Annotated in this window: 9 protein-coding genes; 6 read left to right on the forward strand and 3 right to left on the reverse strand. The window is 73.9% G+C overall.

Annotated elements, in window-relative coordinates; all coding sequences use genetic code 11:
* Positions 1 to 159: 159 nt before the first annotated feature.
* Positions 160 to 1,986 carry a prolyl oligopeptidase family serine peptidase gene (locus ACWC24_RS04145; protein WP_450661274.1) on the forward strand — a complete coding sequence of 609 codons (1,827 nt, stop codon included), beginning with the start codon at positions 160 to 162 and terminating at the stop codon, positions 1,984 to 1,986.
* 30 nt (positions 1,987 to 2,016) lie between these two features.
* Here ACWC24_RS04145 and ACWC24_RS04150 read toward each other — a convergent pair whose 3' ends face one another.
* Positions 2,017 to 3,984 carry a potassium channel family protein gene (locus ACWC24_RS04150; RefSeq protein ID WP_450661423.1) on the reverse strand — a complete coding sequence of 656 codons (1,968 nt, stop codon included), beginning with the start codon at positions 3,982 to 3,984 and terminating at the stop codon, positions 2,017 to 2,019.
* Between the two features lie 185 nt (positions 3,985 to 4,169).
* On the opposite strand from ACWC24_RS04150, the gene ACWC24_RS04155 reads away from it, so the two are divergent.
* From ACWC24_RS04155 to ACWC24_RS04170, 4 genes are all read left to right on the forward strand, one after another.
* Positions 4,170 to 5,213: a permease gene (locus ACWC24_RS04155; protein WP_450661275.1), complete on the forward strand. Its 1,044-nt coding sequence runs from the start codon at positions 4,170 to 4,172 to the stop codon at positions 5,211 to 5,213.
* Positions 5,210 to 6,091 (forward strand): TIGR03943 family putative permease subunit, encoded by an 882-nt coding sequence (locus tag ACWC24_RS04160; protein WP_450661276.1) that lies wholly within the window; start codon positions 5,210 to 5,212, stop codon positions 6,089 to 6,091. Before ACWC24_RS04155 ends, ACWC24_RS04160 begins: the two co-directional genes overlap by 4 nt.
* A gap of 120 nt (positions 6,092 to 6,211) precedes the next feature.
* Entirely contained in the window at positions 6,212 to 7,435 is a 1,224-nt protein-coding gene (locus ACWC24_RS04165; protein ID WP_450661277.1) for an amidohydrolase family protein, read from the forward strand.
* Between the two features lie 114 nt (positions 7,436 to 7,549).
* A complete protein-coding gene (locus ACWC24_RS04170) occupies positions 7,550 to 8,473 on the forward strand; it encodes an FkbM family methyltransferase (RefSeq protein WP_450661424.1) in 924 nt (307 codons plus the stop codon).
* A gap of 74 nt (positions 8,474 to 8,547) precedes the next feature.
* Here the strand turns inward: ACWC24_RS04170 and ACWC24_RS04175 are convergent, their stop codons facing one another.
* Positions 8,548 to 9,318, reverse strand: coding sequence for a glycosyltransferase family 2 protein (locus ACWC24_RS04175; RefSeq protein ID WP_450661278.1), 771 nt, complete (start codon positions 9,316 to 9,318; stop codon positions 8,548 to 8,550).
* 200 nt (positions 9,319 to 9,518) lie between these two features.
* Positions 9,519 to 13,601, reverse strand: coding sequence for an nSTAND1 domain-containing NTPase (locus tag ACWC24_RS04180; protein WP_450661279.1), 4,083 nt, complete (start codon positions 13,599 to 13,601; stop codon positions 9,519 to 9,521).
* Positions 13,602 to 14,160: 559 nt separating this feature from the next.
* On the opposite strand from ACWC24_RS04180, the gene ACWC24_RS04185 reads away from it, so the two are divergent.
* Positions 14,161 to 15,327: a hypothetical protein gene (locus ACWC24_RS04185; protein WP_450661280.1), complete on the forward strand. Its 1,167-nt coding sequence runs from the start codon at positions 14,161 to 14,163 to the stop codon at positions 15,325 to 15,327.
* The last annotated feature ends 102 nt before the right edge of the window (positions 15,328 to 15,429 follow it).

Here is a 15,429-nt window from a genome sequence, read left to right on the forward strand (position 1 = left end):
CGGGGCGCCCGCGCGCGGCCGGTCGGCGGGGGAGCGGCCGGCCTCCAGGCGGGGGGAAGGTAAGAGAAGGAAAGCGGAACGGTAAGGGACTGCCTGAAGTTGTCCACAGCCTGGGGGCCTCACCGGTCGATCGGCGCGCGGGACGGGCAGTATGGGGCCATGACTGAGAGCAACGGGTCCGTCTCGCCGGATCAGCAGGTACAGCGCGAGGAGATGCCGGACTGGGAGAAGCGCTTCCGGGCGCCGCGGGTGTCGCTGCCCGACTGGGCGGAGGACGCACCGCACCGCTCCTTGTTCGTGTCGAACGCGACCGGGACGTATGAGCTGTACGCCTGGGACCGTTCGACGGACGAGCAGCGTCAGGTCACGGACCGGCCGAACGGCACGACCGACGGCGTGCTCTCCCCGGACGGCGCCTGGATCTGGTGGTTCGACGACAAGGACGGCGACGAGTTCGGCGTCTGGCGCCGCCAGCCCTTCGAGGGCGGCGAGGACGAGCTCGCCGCGCCCGGCCTGGACCCGTCGTACCCGGCGGGCCTGGCCCTGGGCAGGGACGGCCGCACGGCCGTCGTCGGCCGCTCCACGGACGACGACGGCACGACCCTGCACCTCGCCCGGGTGGGCGAGCCCCCGGTGGAGATCTACCGGCACCGCGAGTCGGCGGGTGTCGGCGACCTCTCGCACGACGGCTCGCTGATCGCCGTCGAGCACACCGAGCACGGCGACGCGATGCACTCGGCGCTGCGGGTGCTGCGCCCCGACGGCACGGCGGTCGCCGAACTGGACGACACCGAGGGCGGCACCCGGGAACTGGGCCTGGAGGTACTCGGCTTCGCCCCGGTGGACGGCGACACCCGGCTGCTCATCGGCCACCAGCGGCGCGGCCGCTGGGAGCCGCTGGTGTGGGACGTGGCGTCCGGCGCCCAGAGCGACCTGATGCTGGACCTGCCGGGCGACGTGAGCGCCGAGTGGTACCCGGACGGCAGCGGGCTGCTGATCGCGCACGGCTTCGAGGCCCGCAGCGAACTCTTCCGCTACGACCTCGCCACCGGCGCGCTGGAGCGGATCCCCACGCCGCCCGGCACGGTCTCCGGGGCGACGGCCCGCCCGGACGGCACGGTGGAGTACCTGTGGTCGTCGTCGGCCGAGCCGTCCACCGTCCGCTCGACGAGCGGCGGGGTGGTCCTGGACCCGCCGGGCCTGAAGTCCCCGGGCTCGGTTCCGGTCGAGGACGTCTGGGTGGAGGGACCGGGCGGCCGCATCCACGCCCTGGTCCAGAAGCCCGCGGGCGCCACCGGCCCGCTGCCCACGGTCTTCGACATCCACGGCGGCCCGACCTGGCACGACAGCGACTCCTTCGCGGCGGCCCCGGCGGCCTGGGTGGACCACGGGTACGCGGTGGTCCGGGTCAACTACCGCGGCTCGACCGGCTACGGCCGGGCCTGGACGGACGCCCTCAAGCACCGCGTCGGCCTGATCGAGCTGGAGGACATCGCCGCCGTCCGCGACTGGGCGATCGGCTCCGGCCTCGCCGACCCCTCCCGGCTGATCCTCACCGGCGGCTCCTGGGGCGGCTACCTCACCCTGCTGGGCCTCGGCGTCCAGCCGGACGCCTGGACCCTGGGCATCGCCGTGGTCCCGGTCGCCGACTACGTCACGGCCTACCACGACGAGATGGAGGCCCTGAAGGCGATGGACCGCACCCTGCTGGGCGGCACCCCGGAGGAGGTCCCGGACCGCTTCGAGGCGTCCTCCCCGCTCACCTACGTCGACCGGGTCGAGGCCCCGGTCTACATCTCGGCGGGCGTCAACGACCCGCGCTGCCCGATCCGCCAGATCGAGAACTACGTCAAGCGCCTGGAGAGCCGCGCAGCGGTGCACGAGGTGTACCGCTACGACGCGGGCCACGGCTCGCTGGTCGTGGACGAGCGGATCAAGCAGGTACGGCTGGAACTGGAGTTCGCGGAGAGACACCTCGGCGGCTGACGACCGCGCGGCGGCGGGCCCGTCCGGCAGTCACACCCCTCCCTGCCTGCGGGTCCGCCGTCCCAGCAGCTCCGCCATCCCCCGTCGCGTCGCCGCCAGCACCACCCGGTCCTCGGCCCCCAGCACATAGGTGTCGGGCAGGTTCCACACCAGCCCCGACTCACCCTGGCGGGCCTCACCTGTTCTTGAACCCGTCTGCGAGGCCGGCCCGGCGCCGGCCGGCCCGGACCCCGCCGGCACGCACGAGCCCGTCGGGTCCAGGGCCAGCACCCGCCAGGCTCCCGCCCGGAACGCCTCGGCCACCGTCCTCCCCGCCAGCTGCGAATGGTCGCCCACCCGCACCGCCGCGAACAGCAGCACCCGCCGCTCCACCGGGATCGCTCCCAGGATCTGCCGCCCCAGCATCGCCCCGGCGAAGGCGGGCGCCGCCAGATGGGAGACGCTCCGGCTGCGGGTGAGCGCCTGGGGATGCGCGGCCCGCAGGGTCCGGAACACGGCGGTCGAGAAGTCGTCGTCGTACAGCCGCAGCACCACCCGCAGATCGGGCCGCAGGGCCCGCGCGTACAGCACCGCCTCCAGGTTCGTGGTGTCCGAACTCGTCACGGCGAGCAGGGCGTTCGCCCGATGGATCTTGGCGGCCTCCAGGACTCCCTCCTGGGTGACGTCCCCCAGCACCACCGGCACCCGAAGGCGCCGGGCCAGCGCCAGTCCCCGTGCCTCCGGTCCGCTCTCCACGCACACCACGGGGATGTTCAGTTCCCGCAGCCGCCTCAGCACCCGGGTTCCGATCTTGCCGAGTCCGAGGAGCACCACGTGCCCGCCCATCCCGCGGGGCGGCTTGCGCAGCGCGGACGCGCTGCGGAACGTGCCGAGGGCCTCCAGCACCGCGGCCAGCAGCACCGGCAGCAGCAGCAACCCGACCAGTCCGGACAGCAGTTGCAGCACCTGCCGTTCGGTGGACGCCCCGATCGCCGGGTCGTCGATGGCGAAGAGGTCCAGCAGCGTGAGGTACAGCGCGCCCAGCGGATGGATCCCGGTCACCAGCCACAGGGCCACCGCCAGCGCCAGCACGCAGCCCGCGAGCCCGGCCAGCGACAGCCGTAGCTGACGCGAGAACAGCGAGGTGAACGGTGGTACGACGCCCCTGCCGAGGCCGGCCGACGCCGCCGCGGGCGGCACGGTGTACGACACCTGCTCCAGCACGACGGTCCCGCGCCCGGTGGCGGCGCGGACCGCGGCCGCGTCGGGCAGCAGCTGCGGTTCGTGCTCCCCGGCGATCTCGGAGCCGTCCGCGCCCGACGGGTCGTCGAGCGTCGGGGACAGCAGGGCGAGCGTGGCCAGCCCGGGATCGGCCGTCCGGCCGGGCCCCGGCGGCGGCCGGTCCACCGCGCGCAGCAACAGCCCGTCCGTCTGTACGACCTTGGTGGTGCCGGCGACGGCGGAGGCCACCAGCGCGGGCGCCGCGGTGTCGGCGTCGGACAGCACCGCGGTGGAGGCGTCGCCCAGGCCCGCGGTGCCGTCCGCGCCGGCCGCCAACGCGGCCGTCTGGTCGAGGAGTTCCTGGATGTGCTGCCCCAGCCGCCGGTTGTACAGCCGCAGCACGAGCCGCAGCCGGGGATTGAGCCGCCGGGCGGTGAGGGCCGCGCGGATGTTGGTCTCGTCGTCCTCGTACACCAGCGCCAGCGCGGCCGCCTGCGCCACGCCGGCCTCGGCCAGCACGACCTCGGACGGCTCGTCCGCCGTCAACGTCCGCTCGCGACCGCCGGGTTCACTGCCGGTGCCACCGCCACCGCCACCGCCGTTGCCCGAGGCCCGGTTGACCGCCGCGCTCACCACCCGGTCGAGCAGCGCCGCCGACACCGCCCTGGCCCGTTCGACCGCGGGCGCCCGGGTCGTGCGCTGCGCGGGCGGGACGACGAGCGTGACCTGCTCCTCGTACACCCCGCGCAGCTCGGCGGCGAGCCGGTGCGCGAGCCCGTCGTCGCCGCAGACCACCATGTGCGCGCCGACGTCCGTCGGCAGACCCTGATTCGGAACGCTCGCCACGAGTGAGAAGACTGCCTCACCGGGACGGATGGTTCCAGACGGGACCTGAACACCGCTGCCCGCGGCCACGTAGTGAAAGGGGAGCACACGGAACATATGGAACACGCGGAGAGCGCGGAAGACGGAGGTGCCCGACCGTGGCGATCACTGACACGGCCCCACCGGGGGCCGACGACGGTCCCGCTGCCGGTCCGGGCCCCGACGCAGGCCCCCGCGAGCCGCAGCGGGAGGGCCGTCGGCTCGACTCCACCCTCGTGCTGACGATGCTCCTGCTGGTGCTGGTGCTGTTCCAGGGCCCGTTGCGCCGGGCGCTGTCCGCGCCGGTGATGCAGAGCTGGACGACGGTGTTCGTGGCGGTGGTCGTCCAGGCCCTGCCCTTCCTGGTCCTCGGCGTCCTGCTGTCGGCGGCCATCGCCGTCTTCGTGCCGCCCTCCTTCTTCGCCCGCGCCCTGCCGAGCCGTCCCGCGCTGGCGGTGCCCGTCGCGGGGATGGCGGGCGCGGTGCTGCCGGGCTGCGAGTGCGCGTCGGTGCCGGTGGCGGGCGCGCTGGTGCGCCGGGGCGTCACCCCCGCCGCGGCCCTGGCCTTCCTTCTCTCCGCCCCGGCCATCAACCCGATCGTGCTGACCGCGACCGCCGTGGCCTTCCCCCGCGATCCCGAGATGGTGCTGGCCCGCTTCGTCGCGAGCCTGGTGGTGGCGTGCGTGATGGGCTGGCTGTGGCAGCGCCTGGGCCGTACCGACCTGTTGCGGCTGCCCGCGCACGCGCCGCACGACGGCGAGAGCAAGGGCGCCGCGTTCTGGGGTTCGGTCCGCCACGACGTGATGCACGCGGGCGGTTTCCTGGTGCTGGGCGCGATGGCGGCGGCGACCCTGAAGGCGGTGGCGCCCGCGAGCTGGCTGCGGACCGCGGCCGACAACCCGGTGCTCGCGGTCCTCGCCCTGTCGGTGCTCGCCGTGCTGCTGTCGATCTGCTCGGAGGCGGACGCGTTCGTGGCCTCCTCGCTCTCCCAGTTCTCGCTGACGGCCCGGCTCGCGTTCCTGGTCGTCGGCCCGATGATCGACCTGAAACTGTTCGCCATGCAGGCCGGCACCTTCGGCCGGGCCTTCGCCCTGCGCTTCGCCCCCGCCACGTTCGTCCTCGCGATCACCGTGGCGGTCCTGACCGGGACGGTGCTCCTGTGAACCGCCTTGCCCAGGCAGCCGTGATGTTCCTGCTCGGCGCCGCCCTGCTGCACGCCGGGACGACCGACCTCTATCTGCGCTACGTCAAGGCGGGCCTCCAGCCGCTGCTGCTGGCCTCGGGCGCGGTGCTGATCGCGGCGGCGCTGGCGACCGCGTGGTACGAGCGCCGCGGGGCGAAGGCGCCCGCGACGGAGGAGGCGGCGAAGGCGCCCGCGACCGCCGGGACGGCGCAGGCGCCCGCGACGGCCGCGACCGCCGGGACGGCGCAGGCGCCCGTGGCGGCCGGAACGCCGCAGGAAGCCCCCGCGGCCGACGCCGCTCACGGCGACGGTGACGTCGATGGCCACGGCCACGGTCACGGCCACGTCCACCGCGAGCCCCGGATCTCGTGGCTCCTGATCCTGCCCCTGCTGGCCCTCATCCTGGTCGCCCCGCCCGCGCTCGGCTCCTACAGCGCGACCCGCACGGGTACGGCCCTGCAGGAGCCGCTCGCCTATCCGCCGCTGCCCGCCGCCGGCCTGCTGCGCCTCGGCGTGGTCGACTACGCGGGCCGGGCGGTCTACGACCACGGCCGTACCCTCACCGGCCGCCGGATCCAGCTCACCGGCTTCGTGGCCCTCGACCGCGACGGCACCCCGTACCTGGTCCGGATGGCCCTCAACTGCTGCGCCGCGGACGCCCAGCCGGTCAAGGTCGGCCTGACCGGCCACATCCCGCCGGTCCTCCAGCCGGACACCTGGCTCCGGATCACCGGCACCTACACCGCCCGGCGGGCGAAGGACCCCGTCAACGGCGGCCCGATCCCGTTCATCGAGGTCATCGCGGCGAAGCCGGTGCCGGTGCCGCACGACCCGTACGACGAGACCTGGAACACCTGACGGGGTCCGCGGGGGCGGCCGGAGGGAACCGCCGGGCTGCCCCTTGCGGTCGAGGTGAGCACCACCTAACTTGAACTGACGGACCGTCAGATTCGTTGGTGGGGCAGTGAGGGGTTGGTCATGGTCGGCAAGGACGGCGGCACCGCGGAACTGCCCAGGGTCATCAGCGTGGACGACCACGTGATCGAGCCCGCGCACCTGTTCGAGACCTGGCTGCCGAGCCGGTACCGGGACAAGGGGCCGAAGCCCTTCACCGCCGGGATCGGGGACCTGGCGTACGTCGGCGGGAAGTACCGCTTCACCACCGACCCGGACGGCCAGCCGACCGACTGGTGGGAGTACGAGGGCGAGATCTTCCCGTACAAGCGCATCATCGCGGCCGTCGGCTTCTCCCGCGACGAGATGACCCTCGACGGCATCACCCGAGAGCAGATGCGCCGCGGCTGCTGGGACCCGAAGGCCCGGCTGGCGGACATGGACCTCAACCACGTCGAGGCCTCGCTGTGCTTCCCGACCTTCCCGCGCTTCTGCGGTCAGACCTTCGCCGAGGCCCGGGACAAGGAGGTCGGACTCGCCTGTGTGCGCGCCTACAACGACTGGATGGTCGAGGAGTGGTGCGGGGACAGCGGCGGCCGTCTGATCCCGCTGTGCCTGATCCCGCTGTGGGACGTGGACCTGGCCGTCGCGGAGATCCGGCGCAACGCGGCCCGCGGGGTGCGGGCGGTGACCTTCAGCGAGATCCCCACCTATCTCGGGCTCCCCTCGATCCACTCCGGCTACTGGGACCCGTTCTTCGCCGCCTGCGAGGAGACCGGCACGGCCGTCAACATGCACATCGGCTCGTCGTCGCAGATGCCGGCGGCGTCCCCGGACGCGCCCCCGGCCGTGCAGGCCGCGCTCAGCTTCAACAACGCCATGGCCTCGATGATGGACTTCCTCTTCTCCGGCGTGCTGGTGAAGTTCCCGCGGCTGAAGCTCGCCTACAGCGAGGGGCAGATGGGGTGGATCCCGTACGCCCTGGAGCGCGCCGACGACGTGTGGGAGGAGCACCGGGCCTGGGGCGGGGTCAAGGACCTGATCCCGGAGCCGCCCTCGACGTACTACTACCGGCAGATCTTCTGCTGCTTCTTCCGCGACCGGCACGGCATCGAGGCGATCGAGACCGTGGGCGTGGACAACGCGACCTTCGAGACGGACTACCCGCACGTCGACTCGACCTGGCCGCACACCAAGGCGGTGGCCCAGGAGCATGTGGCGGGTCTGCCGGACGAGGTGACGTACAAACTGCTGCGGGGCAACGCCATCCGGATGCTGGAGCTCCCCTTCGACCGGAACGGGAGCTGAGCCGGGCGGTTCGCCGGGCCCCCGCACGGGCAGGCACCAGGAAGCCGGCGGCGCGGGCCGCGCCACCGGGTTCCGAACGGTCCGACGGGAGTGTGGATGACGGCCCTCGCCCCGATGAACGGTCCGGTCGCGGAGCTGCTGGTCACGCTCGGCCGTCGCTACGTACGGGACGCCCCCGGCTCCCTCGGCAAGGGCTGGCTCGCCGCCCGCCACCTCAACCCCTACCTGCGCGACCATCCGCGCCGACGTGTCGTCGAGACCCGCTCCGGAGCCCGGTTCGCGGTCGACACCCGGGACCTGATCCAGCGCTACCTGTATCTCTTCGGGGTGTGGGAGCCGCACCTGACGAGCTGGCTGCGGCGCCGGCTGCGGCCGGGCGACTGCTTCGTCGACGTCGGCGCCAACGTCGGGGTGTTCAGCGTGCTGGCCTCACAACTCGTGGGCGACACCGGCCGGGTGGTGGCGATCGAGGCCTCCCCTGACTTCCACCGCCGGCTGTCGCAGCAGTGCCGGCTCAACGGCTGCCGCAACGTCCGCGCGGTCAACGCGGCGGTCTCGGACGGTCGTCGGACCCTGACCTTCGTCCTCGCCAGCTCCGCCAACACCGGGGCGAACAGCATCGTCCCGTACGACGGTCCGGCGGAGTCCACCTTCGACATCGAGGCCCGGCCGCTGCCGGAACTGCTCGAACCGGCCGAGATCGCCGCCGCCCGGGTCGTCAAGATAGACGTCGAGGGCGCCGAGGGCAGCGTCGTACGCGGTCTGGCCCCCCTGCTGGACCGGCTCAGGCCCGACGCGGAGATCTGCGTCGAGGTGACTCCCGAACGGATGGCCGCGCTCGGCGACTCCCCGGCGGAACTGCTGAGGACGATGACCGACGCGGGCTTCCACGTCTACCGGCTGGCCAACGACTACGCCGCCGAGAGCTACCCCGCGGCGCTCGGCGGAACCCCCGGCGTCGCGGTCCGCCTGCGCGGCCCGGTCACCGCCGAGAGCGACCTGATCTTCTCCCGGGCGGACGCGGAGACACTTCCCTGACCGGGACGGCTCCAGGGCCTGTCCGGCGGATCATGCCGCAGACGCGGGCAAGCCGGTCCGCGCCCGCGCGGACCTCAGTCCGCGGCCGGAAACCCCCACCGCAGCCCGGCCAGCGCCCGTGCCCGCTGCTCCACGACCGCCATCCGGGCGGCCCGTTCGGCCGGGTCCGTATGGGCCGCCTGGCCGGTCGCCTGGCCCTCCCACTTGCGGTACAGCAGCCCCACCGCCGAGGAGAACCAGCCCCGGCTCACGGAGTTCAGCGCCAGCAGCAGACCCGTGTCCTCGGACGCGGGCAGTGCCATCCAGCCGCCCAGGGCGAGCAGCAGTTCCCGGCGTACGCAGAGCGTCGCCGGATGGACCGGGGCACGGAAGTCGTTCGCCCTCCAGAAGTCGAGCACGGCACCGCGCTCGACGGGCCCGTCGTCGGGATCGCCGGGGAAACCGGCCGTCGAGCCGTCGGGCAGCACGTCCAGGGCCCGGGACGTCGTCCAGCCGATGCCGGGATCGGCTTCGAGGACCGCCAGGTCGCGGGCGAGGACCCCTTCGGCGAGCCGGTCGTCGGCGTCCAGGACCTTCACGTACGCGCCGTCCGCACGGGCCAGGGCGATCGTGCGGGCGACGCCGGGGCCACCGGGGCGGCCCTGTCCGAAGGAGATCCGCGGGTCTTCGGGAACGTGCCGGCGGACCGTGTCGGTGCGGCCGTCCTCCTGGATCAGCCACTGCCAATCCCAGCCCCGCGGCAGCCGCTGCTCGCACAGCGACCGGTACGCCTCCGGCAGGAACCGGGCCGAGGGCGGGTGGACGGCGGTGACGATGACGACGCGCCGGTTCACCGCGGCACTCACCACCTTTCCGGGGATCCGGACGCGAGGGTCCGGACGGACGGGGAAGGCGCGGGCCGGAGGCCACCGGCACGCAAGCGCCCGACCGCTGGCGACGGGGGATGCACCAGCGATCGGGCTATGGCCAAGCCTAACAAGGCTGCTCCTTCGGCGGAGGACGACGACTCGGTCACCCGGGCGCTGTGATCGGGATCACCGAGGTGTCACGGGGTGCACGGGGGGTCGTAGGAGAGCCGGGGCAGGTATTCGTGCCATTTCGCCGGGGTCAGGACCCCGCGCGTGGTCGAGCAGATGTGCCGGACGGCCGCGTCGGTGTCCAGATTCCACAGCCGTACGGTGTCGGCGCCGCTGGACACCCCGAGCAGTCGGCTGCCGGGCCCGAACGACAGGAAGTTGCCCGTCTTGGCGTTGGGGCTCAGCGACTGCCCGATGGGCGTGGCGTCGGAGGGGTCGGCGATGTTCCACAGCCGTACGGTGTTGTCGTTGCCGCCGCTCGCCAGGGTGCGGCCGTCCGCGCCGAATGTCAGCGACACGACCGCCTCGGTGTGACCGGTGAGCGGGGAGCCCAGCCGTCTGGCCCGGCCGGGATCGCCGATGTCCCACAGCCGTACGGTGTCGTCGTCGCTGCCACTGGCCAGCGTGCGCCCGTCCGGGCCGAACGCGAGCGTGTTGACGGGGCCGAGATGCCCGGTGAGCGGCGCGCCGAGCGGGACGGCGGCGGCCGGGTCGGTCACGTCCCACAGCCGTACGGTGTCGTCCGCGCCGCCGCTGGCCAGCGTCCGCCCGTCCGGGCTGAACGCCAGGGTGTACACGTATCCCCGGTGGCCGGTCAGCGCGGTGCCCAGGGGCCGCAGCCGGGCCGGGTCGGTGGCGTCCCACAGCCTTATGGTGCGGTCGTCGTAGGCGGTCGCGAGGGTGTGCCCGTCGGGACTGAACGCCAGCGCGTCGGGGCCCGCGTACCGGGTCCGCAGCGCCACGGGGGGCGCGTAGGGCACCGGCCGGGCCGGGTCGGCGACGTTCCACAGCTGCACCGCCCGGCTGCCGGTCAGCACCGCCAGCGTGCGGCCGTCGGGGGAGAACACCAGGGAGCGCACGTCGCCCTCCGCGGGCGTGAACGGCGTGCCCAGCAGCACCGGCCGGCCGGGCGTGCGCACGCTCCACAGCCGGACCCGCTGGTCGCGCGCGGCCGTGGCGAGCACCCGGCCGTCCGGCCGGAACGCCCCGATCCGGCCGATCATGTCGGACGTCGGTATCGACCACAGCCGGACCTTGCTGTCTCCGCTGCCGGTGGCGAGGGTGCGGCCGTCCGGGCTGAAGCCCAGCGCGTACATCTCGCCGCTGCTGCCCGCGAGGGGTTCACCGACCTGCGAGGGGTAGGCCGGGTCGCTGACGTTCCACAGGCTCGCCGTGCTGTCCGCGCTCGCCGCGGCGAGCATGGTCCCGTCCGGGCTGAAGGCCACCGACCAGACGGGTCCGGTGTGGCCGGCCAGCGGCACGCCGAGCGGGACGGCGGCGGCCGGGTCGCTCACGTTCCACAGCCGTACGGTGTCGTCCGCGCTGCCGTCGGCGAGCGTGCGTCCGTCGGGACTGAAGGCCAGCGAGTGCACCGTGCCGGTGTGGCCGGTCAGCGCCGCGCCGACCCGCACGGGCCGCCGCGGGTCGGCCGTGTTCCACAGCCGGACCGTGTCGTCGTCGCCCCCGGCCGCCAGTGTCCGACCGTCCGGGCTGAATGCCACGGAGCGCACCGCGGCCGACGCGCCGCGCAGCGCGCCGATCGCCTCCGGGCGGCCCGGTTCGGCCGTGTCCCACAGCCGTACGGTGCGGTCCTCGCAGGCGGCGGCCAGGGTGCGGCCGTCGGGAGCGAACGCGAGCAGGTAGATCGTCCCGCCGTGACCGGGGACCGGCTTGCCGAGCGGCCGGGGCCGGGCGGGGTCGGCCAGGTCCCACAGCCGGATCGTGCCGTCGTCGCCGGCGGCGGCGAGGGTGCGGCCGTCCGGGCTGAAGACCGCGCTGCTCACCCAACTCGTGGGCCCGGTCAGGGGCTTGCCGAGCGGCTTCGGGCGGGTCGGGTCCGACACGTCCCACAGCCGCACGGTCCGGTCGTAGCTGGCGGTGGCCAGCAGCCGGCCGTCCGGGCTGAACGAGGTGAGGTAGACGGCGCCGGTGTGGCCGAGGAGCGGGGTGGCCAGCGGCGCGTTCACGATCGAGACCAGCCGGTTGTTCGCGCCCTCGTCGTCCGGCCGCAGCTGGTGGGCCACCAGGTCGAGCTGGGCCGACAGCGACGGATCCGTGTACTGGACGCGGTCGGCCTCGGCGACCACCTGCTCGAACACCGCGTCGTTGCGCTGCTGCCAGGCGACCACCGCCGAACCCACGGCCAGCAGCGCCAGGACGACCAGCGCCGACACCGCGCTGCGACTGATCCACACGGTGCGTCTGCGCAGCCGTACCGAGGCGGCCAGGAACTCCACCGCGCTGCGGGTCAGGAAGGTGTCCCCGGCGGTCCTCACCCAGGCACGGGCCTGCTCCAGCCGGGAGCCGCGGTAGAGCAGCGAGAGGTCGCGGCCCGATCCCTCCCAGGACCGGCCGTCCTCCTCCAGCCGCTGGCGCACCAGGTGGTCGTTGCGGTCCTCGTCGATCCAGTCGCGCAGCCGCGGCCAGGCGTGCAGCAGCGCCTCGTGAGTGATCTCCACGGTCTCCGAGTCCAGCGTCACCAGCCGGGCGCGCACCAGCGCCTCCAGCGACTCCTCCGTCTTGCCGGGGTCCGTCGACTCCTCCGCAAGCTGGCGCCGCGTCCCGCGTCTGCGGGTCGCCTGGGTGTCCTCGCCGAGGCGGACCAGCCTGAGCAGCAGCAGGCGCGCGGCCGTGCGGGCCGCCGGATCGAGACCGGACCAGGCCTGCTCGGCGGTCGCCGCCACCGCCCCCTGGATCCCGCCCGCCGCGCGGTACCCGGCCAGCGTCAGCCGCCCCGCCTTGCGCCGCTGCCAGGTGGCGAGCAGCGCGTGGGACAGCAGCGGCAGCACCCCCGCGTCGTGCGCCCCGCGGGGGCCGTCGGCGCTCACCTCCCGCACGATCAGTTCCGCGAGCCCCGGTTCCGGTTCCAGCCCCACCGCCCTGGCCGGTCCGGTCACCGCCTCGCGCAGCTCCGTGGTGGTCAGCGGGCCCAGCACCATGTGCCGGTGCTGGAGGGCGTCGGACAGCTCGGGGTAGCCGAGGCACTGCTCGTAGAAGTCGGCGCGGATGCCCAGGACCACGAGCACGGGAGGTGGGGCGTCCGGGCCGCCGGGAGCGGCGGGGCTGCCGGCGTCGGCGGGCGTGCACGCGGCGTGCAGGAGCCGGATGAGGATCCGCCGGTCCGCCTCGTCGGAGCAGAGGGTGAAGGCCTCCTCGAACTGGTCCACGATGACGACCGGGCGGGCGGCCGGGGCCGACCCGCGGCGCGCCCACGCCGTGAACGCCTCCCGTACGGCGTCGGCGAAGCCCGGGGTGCCGGCCGCCCGCGCGGCGCCCGCGAACCGCGGCGCGCCGGGTTCGGCGGCGGCCGCGTCCCGCGCGCCCGCGACGACCTCGCGCAGCCCGGGTATCCGCCGGGTGAGCTCCGCGAGCGGATCGGCCCCCGGCACGAGCTGGAGCACCTCGCGGGCCCGGCCGGCCGGCTCGCCCGCGGCGCCGCCGGGCGCGCCGTCCCGCAGCGCGGGCACCAGACCGGCGTTGAGCAGGGAGGACTTGCCCGCTCCCGAGGCGCCCACGAGCATGACCAGACCGCCGGTGCGCTCGGCCGCGCGGAGCTGGGCGATCAGGGAGCCGGTGCTGCGTTCCCGGCCGAAGAACCATCGGGTGTCCTGCGGGCGGTAGGGCGCGAGCCCGCGGTAGGGGCACACCCCCACGGGGACGGCCGCGGCGTCGGCCGGCGGCTGTCCGGGCTCCGCCGCCGCGACGGCCGGGTGGTCGCCGACCGGGTCGGCCACCGCCCGCTCCCACAGCCGCTGCCACTGGACCAGGTCGTACAGACCGGTGGACACCGGTGTGGGCCGGGCGCGCCGGGCCTCGGGGATCAGGATGTGCAGCACCGCGGCGAGGGCGGTGAACTGGGCGGGCACGTTCCGGGCCCGCCGCCAGTCGCTGATCCGCTGCACGGACACCCGCACGGGCCGGCCGCGCTCGTCGAACCTCTGCAACCGCACGACCGCGTCGGACACGCTCCGCAGCGGCGGGTTGCCGGCCTCCCGGTACAGCAGCGCGAGGCGTTCCGCGAAGGCCGTGCGTGCCCCCGAGTCGGAACTCAAGGCCCCCACCCCTTACTTCCCCGCACCGGAACATCCGGACCGGAAAACCCACTTTATACGGCTGACCTGCGAAGAAAGCTTTGTTTCGGCCCCGGAACCTCCTCTGTGGGCGCCTCGACTGGCAGGATCATGCCGTAGCGGAGCGGTGACGGGTTGTCGCACATGCGGTCGACCAGCCCGGCGTTCGGAGAGGCACCTCGTGCCACCGTACGTTCTCGGCCGGATTCGGCCGGAACCACGGGACGGCGGCCGAGGCCGCGGCGCATGAGTCCAACAGGACCCGCGGAGCCGGCCCTCAAGGGGCGGGCTCGCACCTGATCGCGGATCCGGGCTCTCCGGGGCCGTGCCGACCCGCCGCGACGGCACGGGCCGACGCCGTTCGCGGTACCGCTCGACACCGGTCCCCACGAGGGGAGGGACCGGTGCCGGACGACCCGGCGCCGGCCGCTGCGCACAGAGGCCGTCTTCCCGGTGGAAGACGGCCTCGGAGCCGTTTCCGGCGGTCCGGAGGTGCCGAACCCGTCGCGCAGAATGGTTCCTTCCTGACAGGCTCGGACCTGTGACGTACGTAGTGACCGTGGACACCTGCATCCCGGAGGGGACTCCGGAGATGGACCCGCTGCAACGTGCCGGCGCCGTGGCACTCATCGAAGAGGGATTCGCCTCCGTCAGGTCCGTCGAAGGACCCGACGGCGTGGAGGTCGAACTGCTCGACAGCATCGTGGCCGTCCACCCCGGCGGCGCCCTGCTGAAGGTCGTCGTGGACGCCCCGGCCCTGGAGCTCGCCGAGGAGTCGGTGCAGGCCCTGGTGGACGAACTGCTGGAGCGCACGGAACTCCTGGTCGACTGGACGGTCGAGCGGTGCGAGGTCGAGCTGCACGAGGATCTGGCCAGGAAGAGCCTCGACGCGGCCGACGGCCCCGACGCCCCGCCCGACGACCCGGCCGCCCGCAGGGCCCGCCACATCGAGGACCGCGCGGCGGAGGACACCGAAGCCCTCCCCGACGCCGAGGGGAAGTCGGCGGCCGCCCGGGCCCGGATGATGGACCTGGCCGACGAGCTCCGCTCGTTCTCCCCGTCGGCGTTCGGCGCGCCTGACGAGGACGAGGACGAGGACGAGGCCGGTACCGGGCTCGGAGCGGGACCGGACCACGAGGGGCGTGCGGTCTCGTCGGAGAGCGCCAGACTCGCCGCCGGCGCCCTGGTCCACGCGACCGACATCCTGGTGGACGGGCTGTTCCAGGACCTGCAGGTCCTGACCCAGGAGGACGCCACCGTCGCCGAGTGCGAGGGCCCGCTGTGGCACCTGGAGCGCCTGCCGGACCGCTATGCGCTCCGGTACGACGCCCACTTCGCCCGCCGCTTCCTGGTGACCGTCATCGCCATGACCACGCGCTTCACCGACGGCAGCTTCCAGCGGCTCAGCTGCGTGGCCGAGGAACTCGCGCTGAGGTTCCTCCTGGGCGAGACGATCACCACCCTGGAGCTGCACGGCCTCCTGGACGACGACGTGGCGGCCGCCCTCGACACGTTCGCGGGCAACGTCTACGAGGACATGGACCACGAGTGGCTCTACGACGGCTCGCTGCACGGCACCGACGAAACCGCCCCGGGGGCCGCGCTGGGGGCCGCTCCCATGTCCTTCCGGTCCTGGTTCACCCCGTTCGACCCGGGCAGATACGTACACCCGTCGGCGACGGACGAGGCGGAGAGCGCGGCGCGTTGAGGCCGTGCGTACCGGAACTCCACGCAGGTGAGAGCGAGTTCGTAAGGCATGTGTGAAGGGCTTGTGTGCGAGGCGTGAATCTCCTTATGCTCGCGATCTTGC

The sequence above is a fragment of the Streptomyces sp. NPDC001443 genome, assembly GCF_053597355.1.